Annotated in this window: 10 protein-coding genes; 2 read left to right on the forward strand and 8 right to left on the reverse strand. The window is 65.4% G+C overall.

Annotation, left to right across the window (positions count from 1 at the left end; genetic code table 11):
• The 4 genes from K8V11_RS04965 to K8V11_RS04980 form a co-directional block, all read right to left on the reverse strand.
• Positions 1 to 707, reverse strand: a 707-nt coding sequence (locus K8V11_RS04965) for an ABC transporter substrate-binding protein (protein WP_303911332.1), incomplete at its 3' end; no start/stop codon positions are given.
• 65 nt (positions 708 to 772) lie between these two features.
• Positions 773 to 1,930, reverse strand: coding sequence for an ABC transporter substrate-binding protein (locus K8V11_RS04970; RefSeq protein WP_303911333.1), 1,158 nt, complete (start codon positions 1,928 to 1,930; stop codon positions 773 to 775).
• Positions 1,927 to 2,826: an ABC transporter ATP-binding protein gene (locus tag K8V11_RS04975; RefSeq protein ID WP_303911334.1), complete on the reverse strand. Its 900-nt coding sequence runs from the start codon at positions 2,824 to 2,826 to the stop codon at positions 1,927 to 1,929. Before K8V11_RS04975 ends, K8V11_RS04970 begins: the two co-directional genes overlap by 4 nt.
• Positions 2,823 to 3,854, reverse strand: a complete 1,032-nt coding sequence (locus tag K8V11_RS04980) for an iron ABC transporter permease (protein ID WP_303911335.1) — start codon at positions 3,852 to 3,854, stop codon at positions 2,823 to 2,825. Before K8V11_RS04980 ends, K8V11_RS04975 begins: the two co-directional genes overlap by 4 nt.
• Before the next feature lie 447 nt (positions 3,855 to 4,301).
• Here K8V11_RS04980 and K8V11_RS04985 point away from each other — a divergent pair, with 447 nt between their 5' ends.
• Entirely contained in the window at positions 4,302 to 5,231 is a 930-nt protein-coding gene (locus K8V11_RS04985; protein WP_303911336.1) for an SDR family NAD(P)-dependent oxidoreductase, read from the forward strand.
• A gap of 145 nt (positions 5,232 to 5,376) precedes the next feature.
• Here the strand turns inward: K8V11_RS04985 and K8V11_RS04990 are convergent, their stop codons facing one another.
• Entirely contained in the window at positions 5,377 to 6,144 is a 768-nt protein-coding gene (locus tag K8V11_RS04990; RefSeq protein ID WP_303911337.1) for a hypothetical protein, read from the reverse strand.
• Positions 6,145 to 6,494: 350 nt separating this feature from the next.
• Between K8V11_RS04990 and K8V11_RS04995 the strand changes: the two genes are divergently transcribed.
• Positions 6,495 to 7,016 (forward strand): hypothetical protein, encoded by a 522-nt coding sequence (locus K8V11_RS04995; RefSeq protein WP_303911338.1) that lies wholly within the window; start codon positions 6,495 to 6,497, stop codon positions 7,014 to 7,016.
• Positions 7,017 to 7,021: 5 nt separating this feature from the next.
• Here K8V11_RS04995 and K8V11_RS05000 read toward each other — a convergent pair whose 3' ends face one another.
• The 3 genes from K8V11_RS05000 to K8V11_RS05010 all read right to left on the reverse strand — a co-directional run.
• Positions 7,022 to 7,849: a hypothetical protein gene (locus K8V11_RS05000; RefSeq protein WP_303911339.1), complete on the reverse strand. Its 828-nt coding sequence runs from the start codon at positions 7,847 to 7,849 to the stop codon at positions 7,022 to 7,024.
• Positions 7,846 to 8,628 carry a MerR family transcriptional regulator gene (locus K8V11_RS05005; protein ID WP_303911340.1) on the reverse strand — a complete coding sequence of 261 codons (783 nt, stop codon included), beginning with the start codon at positions 8,626 to 8,628 and terminating at the stop codon, positions 7,846 to 7,848. Before K8V11_RS05005 ends, K8V11_RS05000 begins: the two co-directional genes overlap by 4 nt.
• 70 nt (positions 8,629 to 8,698) lie before the next feature.
• The coding region (locus K8V11_RS05010; RefSeq protein WP_303911341.1) for an ABC transporter ATP-binding protein at positions 8,699 to 10,132 on the reverse strand (1,434 nt) is incomplete at its 5' end.

Raw genomic sequence — 10,132 nt, forward strand, 5'->3', positions numbered from 1 at the left:
GTCCATCGCTCGTCCACGTCAGCAAGAACGTTTTGTCCCCCGGCAGCCTCGTCGATGGCGTTCGGCGCGCCGACACCTCCCGGCGCGAACACCCCGTCCGCGGCCGAATCGAAGACGAGTACCTGCGGCGCGTCCTCGGGTTGTTCCGCATCGCCGAGCGCGTCGAGGCGAGAATCGAGATCCGCGACGGCCTCGTCCCCGGCGTCCGGGTGACCGACGATCTGCGCGACGTTCCCGAGGTCGGTGCGTAGCGAGTCCCACGGGTCGGTGGCGAGGATCTCGTCGGCGTCGCCGCGGCACGAGTCGCTGAGAAGATAGGTGGCGATATCGCGCTCGGCCAGCGCGTCCGGGGTTACTCCGGACGAGTCGGAAAGCCCGTATCCCCATCCGGAGAAGACGACGTCCGGGTTCGCGCCGAGCACCGTCTCCAGGGTGGCGACGTCCTCGGTGATGTAGTTCAAGCCGGCCGCTTCTTCGCCGTACGCGGTGGTCAGTAGGTCCTTGTCGGACACCGTGGTCACCCCACCGATGTTCTCGGCGCCGTCGACGGCGAGCGTAATCGCCGCGATCGACGCGTCTGTGACGAGCATTCGCTCGGCCGGCGCGGGCAACTCGACCTGCTCTCCACAATTGTCGAGGGTCACGGTGCCCGCCGCCTCCGAGCCGGTGTCCTGTTCGCTTTCTGTGGGCGCGCTACACGCAGCCATGGCCACGGCGAGCCCCGCCACGACCAACGCACCTGGAACTCCCCTCTTTACGCACCGCATCGCCGTCACTTCGCTTCCTGTCCCTCGGTCGCCCACTCGTTGCCATCCACGTCCATTGCGTCCATCGGTAGCTGTGGCTCTATCTCGCTCGCCGGCACGAGGTCGAACGACTCGAGCCCCTTGCGCACGATCTCGGCCGCATCGATATTCAGCGGACCTGAGCACCACATCGCATAAGGCAGGTTGATGAAACGGTTCTCCTTCACCGCGGGCAGATCACGCGTCACTGGATTGCTCCGCAATGCTGCCATCTTGTCTTCGAGTTTCTCCGGCGGATAGTCGACGAAGACGAACACATCCGGCGCCTCTGAAGCGATCTTTTCCCAGTTCACCGCTACCCACGTGTCCTCCACATCCTCGGTGGCATTGCGCGCGCCGGCGGCCTCGAGGATCGCCTGCGGCGCGCCGAACGAGCCTGAGGTGAACACGGTCTCCGAGCCCGAATCGAAGAGGAACGCCGTGGGGGCCACGTCGGGCTGCGGCGCCGAATCGAGCGCCTCACGGCGATTCGTCATGTCGTCGATCACGTCTTCGGCCTGGTCGGGATCCCCGCCAATCGTCGCGATATTCCTCAAGTCCGTTTCGACGGCGTCCCAGGGATCCATCGTTCCGCGCGTCGATCCATCACCGCTTCGGCACGCCTCGCTGAGCTGGTACGTCGCCACGCCTCGGTCGGCCAGCTTGGCCGGTGTGAGGTTCTTCTCCTCGCTGAACCCGTACCCGTATCCGGCAAACATCATGTCCGGGTCCTGCGCGAGCACGGTCTCCAGCGACGGATACTCCGGCGACACGTTGTTGAGCTTCGCTATCTCGTCGCCATAGACGGCTTCGAGGAGCTTCTCGTCATCGAGCCGCGAGATCGCACCGATGTTGTCCGCTGCACCAGCCGCCACCGCGATCGAGATGATGTTCGAGTCGTTGACAAACATCTTCTGCACCGGCGCCTGGAACTCGACGTCCTCGCCGCAGTTCTCAACCGTCACGGCCTCCTGCGCGACGCTCGTCTCCTCGCCTTCGCCCGCCGCTTCGCTCTCGGTGGGTTCGCTGCATGCCGTCAGGACAAGCCCTCCAAGTATGACGGCGGAGGTCCCGCAGACCAGACGACGGCGCGCCCGGCTGCGGTGGGAGGAGCCGGCCCGGGCCTGGGTCGTCGAACGGTTCATTGGTTGTGTCCTTTCTCGGGGCCTGCGTCGATGTAGGTGTCGGAGCCGCCGCGATGCCAGAGCACGAGGTGTTCGGGGTTCGCGCCGTCGCCGACTCGCGGATCCGCCCCCGGGTCCTGTCCAGGCCGCCGGACGACAGCCGAGTCCACGGCGAAAACCTCGCGCACGAGCCGAGAGCTGAACACCTCGCCGGGCGGCCCGAACGCATGGACCGTGCCCTCGTGGAGCACGGCGACGTTGTCGGCGTACTGCATCACCATGTCGAGCTCGTGCAGCGAGAACAGAACCGTCCGCCCGGACGCGCGCAGCGCCTCGAGCAGCTTCAACCGCCACACCGGGTCGAGGTGGTTGGTCGGTTCGTCCAGCAGGATCAGCGGAGTGTCCTGCGCGAGAGCCCTGGCGATGACGACGCGGTGGCGCTGCCCACCGGACAGCCGCGCACACGACATCCCTCCGAGCTCGGTGAGCCCGACAGCATCCAGGGCAGCCGCGACCGCATCATGCTCGCCCGGATCGTGCCCCGCCCACGGCTTGCGATGCGGGGTACGTCCGAGGGATACAGCTTCGGCGACAGAGAGCTCGGCAGCGGGCAATTCCTCCTGGCTCACGAATGCCATCTCATGCGCCCGGCGGCGCGCCCAACTCCGTGCGGCCCGGGCCCCCGCCGTGCGGATTCGCCCGCCGATATCGACTTCGCCGCTCACCGGCGGCGTGACGCCGACGAGGCCCCGCAGCAGCGTCGACTTACCGGACCCGTTCGTGCCTACGATCGCCAGCGTGCTCCCGGCGGGGACGGAGAAGGACACGTCGTCGAGGATGGTCGCGCCTCCGCGGTCGATCCGCAGGTCGCGGACCGTAAGGTCGATACCTGCGCCGGCGCCGTCACGGGAACTCAATTCTGGCCCCCGAAGCTGTAGCGGGCGCGGCCCATGAGGATGAGGAACACCGGCGCGCCGACGATCCCGGTGACGACGCCGAGCGGCATCTCCTGCGGAGAGACGATAACCCGCGAAATCGTGTCCACCCAGACCACGAACAGCGCGCCGCCGAGCGCGGCGACGGGCAACATCACCCGGTGCCGTGCGCCCACGACGAGCCGTGCGAGGTGCGGGGCGATGAGCCCGATGAAGCCGATACCTCCGGCGACCGCGACGACCGCGCCGACCGTGACGGCCTGGAGTACGAACAGCGAGATCCGCAGCCCTCGCACGGGCACGCCCAGCGAGTGTGCGGTCTCCTCGCCGGCACTCATCGCGTCGAGCCAGCCGTGGATCGCGAGCAGCACAACAAGCGCCAGCGCCACGATCAGGAAGACGAATGGGAGCTTTGCCCACGTCGCACCCGCGACCGAGCCGAGGAACCAGAACATCACGGACTCGGCGGCTCGTGGCTCTGGCGAGAGGAAGACGAGGAACGAGGACATCGCCGAGAAGGCAGCCGAGAGCACGACGCCGGAGAGCACGAGGCGCAGCGGCGTCAGACCCCCCTGGGCGCTGGCGATGAAGAACACCGCGAAAGACGCGGCCAGCGCGCCGAGCAGCGCGCCTCCGGAGAGCGCGTACACACCAAGCCCGCTGAGCGCGCCGGTGGTAAGTACTGCCGTCGCGCCCACCGAGGCTCCGGAGGAGACGCCGAGCAGGTACGGGTCGGCGAGCGGGTTGCGCACGAGTGTCTGCATCGCTGCGCCGGCGATGGCGAGCCCAGCTCCGGCAATCGCGGCGAGCAGCGCGCGCGGCAAGCGCAGCTCCCACACGATCGAGTCGATCACGAATGACGGCGTGGCACCGCCGAATATCCGGGCGCGGACTGCGCCGAACACGTCGCCGAGCGGGAGGCGTTCGGAGCCGAACGCAAGGGAGCCGATGACACTGAGGACGAGAAGGATGGCGAGCCCCGCCGTCAGCAATAACGGCGGTACGGACATGCGGCCGGTGTGGGCCCTGAGGGCCTTTTTCTCGGCGGCAGTCATGCGGACATGGCTCACGCTGAAAGTGCCTTTTCGATTCGATCTTGTGCGCGAAGATCCCCGGATGGGTGGCGTCACCACAGCAGCGATCGGGCTCGGCGCCCCGCCTTTTTCAGGTGGGGGCCACACCGTTGCGCGCCAGCTCCGGAGTCTCACCGGATTCCCTGCGTGCGGTTTCACGTGAAACCTTAACAGCCGGCAAGAAGGAAAGCCCGACCACGTTGCGAAGGTCGGACCAAAGGTTGCGTGGCCACAAACTGCTCGGCGGTGTGTTGACACTACTTTTCTGCGGGTCCTCGCGGTTGGCTTCGCCGGGAGAACAGACCGGGCGAGCACGCTCCGCTCGAACGCGCCTAACATGAGGGATGTACATCCCACTTCGAAAATTCTGGGAGGAATACCCCTATGGCAGACATCGACTTCAACGGACGCGTAGCAATCATCACCGGCGCCGGTGGCGGACTCGGCCGCGCCCACGCGCTCGCTCTCGCAGCTCGCGGCGCGAAGGTCGTCGTCAACGACCTCGGTGGCGACGTCCACGGTGCGGGCGGCGACGCTTCGCCGGCGCAGAAGGTTGTCGACGAGATCACCTCGAACGGCGGCGAGGCCATCGTTGATGGCTCGGACATTACCGACGCCGCTGCGGTCGAGAAGCTCGTCGAGGACGTCAAGGGCAAGTGGGGCCGCATCGACATCCTCATCAATAACGCCGGCATCCTCCGCGACAAGTCCTTCGCGAAGATGGAGCTCGATGATGTCCGCAAGGTCCTCGAGGTTCACCTCATGGGCACCGTCAACTGCACGAAGGCCGTGTGGCCGGTCATGGTCGAGGCGGGCTACGGCCGCATCCTCATGACCACCTCGGCTTCGGGCATCTACGGTAACTTCGGCCAGGCCAACTACGCTGCCGCAAAGTCCGGCATCGTCGGCTTCATGAACACGCTGGCCATCGAGGGCGAGAAGAAGGGCATCCACGTCAACTCGCTCGCGCCTTCGGCCGCGACCCGCATGACCGAGGATCTCCTCCCCCAGGCCGTTCTCGACATCCTGCAGCCGGAGACCATCTCCCCCGGTGCGCTGTTCCTCGTTTCCGAGGCCGCGCCGACCAAGAAGATCCTCGGCGCCGGCGCCGGCGTTTTCGCCGTGTCGGAGATGGTCGAGGCTCCGGGCGTGTTCATCCCCGAGGGTGCTCGCACTCCCGAGGTCATCGCGGAGCGTTGGAACGAGATCGCCGACGTTTCCAAGGACGCAGCCCCGCTCGGCTCGGCCTTCGACCAGACGGCCAAGTACGCGAAGCTCGCCGCCAAGGAGCTCGGCATCGAGCTCCCGGGCTAAGAGCCCCGCGAATCCCGCGGGCCGCACCTTTCGGCGCGGCCCGCGTTTCGCCCCTGCAGGACCCCGCGGTTGTATGACGTCGGACGCACCTTTCGCGCCCCGAGCCCACAGCGCCCCGGGGTCCTGTTCCTATTTTCGGCGTCCGCTACGGCACGGCGACGAAAACCTCGTCGCCGAGGTAGCCCAACTCGATGCGCAGAACACCTGGCTGTCCCTCCTGGACGTGTAGGGCCACATTGCCCGTGGCCGAACCACCGGCGTAAACCTCGCCCATCAACATGTCTGGGGTAACAACTGAGCGGTCAAAATCCCGAGTTACGTTTCCGTCCTCGGCGACGAACGCCACAGGATACGAAGTGACGTATTCAGAGCCTTCGCCCTTATACGTGAATGTGATGTTTGCAATCGCATACTGGAACCCCGGTTCCGGAGGTTCGTTGAACGGGTTCTCAGCCGCAATCTCTGCAGATGCGTTCGGGTTGAAGCTATTGACCGTCACGTCCCAGTCATCGTTGCTGAGCACCTGCCCAATCGCGGCAGGATTCTCGCGCGACCCCAATACGTTCTCGCCACTCGCATCGCCGGCGCCCGTATCCAGGGCATTCATGACGTTCTCGTTGCCCTGGCCCGAGACAGAGACGTCGCCACTGCCATTGAATGCATCATCAAAAGCATCGGAAACGACAACCGCGAATACCGCTGCCGCAACGACCGTGCCGACAATCGAAATGATCACTGCGGCGACGGACGTGCCCTTCGTCTTGCCCGAAAGAAAGAGGCCGACAAGCCCGAGAACAAACGCGATCGGCAGGAGCACCCATCCGACGATCAGTGCACCGGGAATGCACGAAAACACGAAGCCTGTGATGGCACATACGAGCGCGATAATTCCGAGTACGTTGCGCTCCTTCACCGGGCGTGGTGGAACGGGCTGCATGGGAGGCATACCCGGGGGACGTGACTGAAAGGTTGTCATCTCGATCCATTTCTATGAAGAGGAATTGATATTCACATCGTGCTGGCGCTGCCCTGGCGCCTTCATGACCAGGTGTGCGCGTAAAGCGCGCACGTCAATCACATTAACGACAAATAAGAACCTATAAAGCGTCTCTGACAATTTCCCTTTGCTCGCCGGAGCACCAGGTCTTCCGGGTAACAGGGCCATCTGCGGACCCGATGACAAAAACGTGAGATTGCAAACGGCAATCAATCGGTTCGCGGCAATCGCGGGACGTTTTCAAGCAGGCATCGAGGACTTCGACAATGAACAAACGCAACGTGTCCAAGGCCGCCAGCATCGGCGCGGCAGCACTCTTGGCGACCGGCATCGTCGCCGGCGCACCGGCAGCCAACGCTCAGGGCATGGGGGAAAACACCGGGCCATTCGCCTCCTTGGGCACGGCGTCGCAGATACCTGAGCAGACACAGCCGTCCGAGAACCGGCTACTCCTCGAAGGCGGGTACGGGCTCTGCTACATGTGGACCTCGGTCGATATCCACCCGGGCGGGTACCCGTCTAGCGCCACCATGAGCCCGTCCGCGAACTCCATCGGCCTGGGCGATTGCACTCAAGAAATCACCCTGCACTGGAAAAACCTCGACAAAAACACCAACGGCGAGCAATCCTGGACGGCGAAGGGCCCCGGCCACATCGCCGGTGTCGGTCATCCGTACGACGCCATAGTCGGCACCGGAGGCGGCACGGTGGAATTAACCATTACGGCAGAGAAGAGTGGTGCCTCCTCTGAGACGCTGACCCTCGAAGTTCCCGAGTACGAGGGCTAAGTTCCTTACAGGCGATCGGCGGTCGCCGACAGCTGCGCGACCATTGCGGAGGGGTCGTCAACCGAAAGCCGAATACGGCCGACCACCTGCGCCTCCCGCCGCGCCCATGGCAGACTCGGCATGCGCACTGCGGCCGGCGCCGCAAAGTCCAGCCGCACGTTCGTGCCGTCCGGTCCGGCCAGCGTCAACGTCACCGTCCGGTCGTCCTCGACATTTATATAGTCCCTGGGAGTCCGGGGGTCCCGGGCGCGGTTCAACCGCGCGATACTCGCCCGCGGAATCTCGGCGACTACATGGTTGCCGCTGCGCACGACAAGCCGGTCGCTGTAGATCAGGTGCGGCCGAACCACCTGTGAGCCCATCCAGCCAAGAAGAAACAACAGTCCGTACAGGCTCAGCAACGCGAGCGCTATCCGCACCGTGGGCGACGGCACGAGAATGTGGACGACCACCGTCTCGACGACAGCAGCCACCGCGAAGGCGGCCGGCACGCCCAGCGCCCCGCGCGCATAACCCACGGCGACGGTCCCACCTGGAACATCCGGCATACGAAGGATCCAACGCCCAAGTGACGCGAAGATCCGCATCTCCGCCGCGGCCACCCGCAGCAACGGGTCGCCATCTACGACTTCCCGGAATGCGCTGACACTCCCCTCGGCGCGCGCGGATCGGAACAGCCGCACGTATCTCGCCACCGAGAGCACCGTAAGAGGCACCTCGATGGCGACGATCAGCGCGAGTGCCAACGGCCACGAGATCGCCCCCGCCGCGAGCAATGGCGCATCGACGGCAACTACTGCCAGCGTTGCTACCGGCAGCCACCGCGACGTCATCGCCCCTCCCCCGATAGCCGGTCGAGGACACGCTCGATGACCTCTCGTTGCGCCGGGTCGGGCACAAGATCGGCCGCCGATGGCCCGGCGTCTCCGACGTCATCCACCGATTCCCCGACGATGAGCTCACGTAACGTTTCGTCCCTACACAGTTCTTCCACCAGTGCGTCTATCTTAACTCTGACGGCGGAGGGCGGTCTATTCTCGAGTTCCCGATAGCGAGCAATCAGGTCTAGGTAGGAAGCGCGTGCCTGGGGATCCCGGCCGATCCGGCGGTACGTCGTGACCAGGGACTCGGGGAAAGAGCCGGGCGCGGAGATGGCGAGTAGCTCGAAGAGTTCGCGTTCGCGCTCGAGGTATCTCACCAGCCCGGCATCGCCATCTACCTCTGCTATGCACATGTCGAGGGTGTGCCGGATCTCGGCTGGCAACGGCTCGATGGTCTGCCCGCTCGCGGCGCGCTCGGCAAGGGCCGCGAGACGCTCACGCTGCCGTTCGAGTTGCTCGATGCGCTCGGCGATTGCCTCGGAGAGGACAGAGATCTCCGCCGTAACCTCACTGCCTTCGGCGCCGTTTTCGAGGAAGCGTGGAACCGAACGCAGCGGTACCCCGGCAGTCGAGAGGTAGTGGATGTGCATCACGCGGACGAGGTCGGCGATTTCGTAATCGCGGTAGTCGCCGGCGGTTCGCGCCGGCTCGGGAAGGATGCCGAGGCGGTGGTAGTGGCGGATCGTCCGTGCACTCACACCGGCCAGTCGCGCGACGTCGCTGATTCTCATGCTTCCATCATCAACGTTGTCACTGTGACAAGGTCAAGGCCCGACGTGAGCTCACGCTGTTCAGCACTGATCAGTCGAGGTACTGGCCGATCTCGTTCTCGAACTCATCCGCGTCGATTTCCGCTATTGATTCGTCCGCGAACTGCACGTGGTAGAGCTCGGCATATCGCCCGTCGGCGGCGAGAAGCTCGGTGTGCGTGCCACGTTCGACGACATAGCCGTCCTCGAGCACGAGAATCTCCGACGCCGCGCGCACCGTGGACAGACGGTGAGCAATGACCAGCGCGGTGCGCTCGGCCATCGCCTCGTTCAGTGCCTCCTGGATCGCGGCCTCGTTGGTCGAGTCGAGCGCCGAGGTCGCCTCGTCGAGCACCACCACTGCGGGAGATTGCAACAGCAAGCGGGCGATGGTGAGGCGCTGGCGCTCGCCTCCGGAAAGGCGGTAGCCGCGGTCGCCGATCACGGTGTCGAGGCCGTCGGGCAACTCGTCGACGGTGTCGAGTAGCCGCGCGCGCCGCAGCGCGTCCCAGATCTCCGCGTCGGACGCATCGGCTTTGGCGATCCGCAGGTTGGCGCGCACGGAGTCGTGGAAGAGGTGCCCGTCCTGCGTCACCATCCCCACCGTGCGGCGCAGCGAAGCCTTCGTAGCCTCGCGCACGTCGACGCCGCCGACGCGTATCGCTCCCGAGTCGACGTCGTAGAGCCGGGGCATCAGCGAGGCGAGCGTCGATTTCCCGGACCCGGACGAGCCGACCAACGCGATAACCTCGCCGGGCTCGGCCCGGAAATCGATGCCGTGGAGGATCTCTTCGCCGCCACGGTTGTCGAGCACGGCGACGTCCTCGAGCGAGGCGAGCGAGACCTTCTCGGCCGAGGGGTAGCTGAAGCGGACGTCGTCGTATTCCACCGACACCGGACCGCTGGGCACGTCCACCGCATCGGGTGCCTCGTCGATGAGCGGGTCGAGATCCAGCACCTCGAAAACACGCTCGAAGGACACCATCGCGCTCATGATCTCCACTCGGGCGTTGGACAGCGTCGTCAGCGGCGCATAAAGCCTGGTGAGCAGCAGGGCGAGCGAGACTACCGAGCCGGCCTCCAGCCCGCCGGACAGCGCGCTCCAGCCGCCTACGCCGTAGACAACGGCGAGCGCGAGAGTCGACAAGAGGGTCAGCGAGCTCATGAACACGCCCATGGTGAACCCGGTGCGGACGCCGATATCGCGCACCCGATCGGCGCGGATGTCGAACTCCCCTGCCTCGGTCTCCGGCTCGCCCATGAGTTTGACCAGCGTCGCGCCGCCGGCGTTGAAGCGCTCGGTCATCTGGTCGTTCATCGTCGCATTGAGATCATTCGCCTCCCTGCGCATCGCCGCCAGGCGCCGGCCCATGTACCTGGCGGGGATGAGAAAGATCGGCACGATGACGAGCGTGAGGAGAGTGACCTGCCACGAAAGCGAACCCATCACGAGCAGGGTGAGCACGAGCTGGACGAAGCTCGACAC

The organism is Dietzia timorensis, from assembly GCF_020742175.1.
Classification (GTDB): domain Bacteria; phylum Actinomycetota; class Actinomycetes; order Mycobacteriales; family Mycobacteriaceae; genus Dietzia; species Dietzia timorensis_A.

Excerpts from the sequence above, each read along its gene's own strand:
- K8V11_RS04970 (WP_303911333.1), bottom strand. The coding sequence starts at position 1,930 with ATGAACCGTTCGACGACCCAGGCCCGGGCCGGCTCCTCCCACCGCAGC.
- K8V11_RS04980 (WP_303911335.1), bottom strand. The coding sequence starts at position 3,854 with ATGTCCGTACCGCCGTTATTGCTGACGGCGGGGCTCGCCATCCTTCTC.
- K8V11_RS04985 (WP_303911336.1), top strand. The coding sequence starts at position 4,302 with ATGGCAGACATCGACTTCAACGGACGCGTAGCAATCATCACCGGCGCC.
- K8V11_RS04995 (WP_303911338.1), top strand. The coding sequence starts at position 6,495 with ATGAACAAACGCAACGTGTCCAAGGCCGCCAGCATCGGCGCGGCAGCA.
- K8V11_RS05000 (WP_303911339.1), bottom strand. The coding sequence starts at position 7,849 with ATGACGTCGCGGTGGCTGCCGGTAGCAACGCTGGCAGTAGTTGCCGTC.
- K8V11_RS05005 (WP_303911340.1), bottom strand. The coding sequence starts at position 8,628 with ATGAGAATCAGCGACGTCGCGCGACTGGCCGGTGTGAGTGCACGGACG.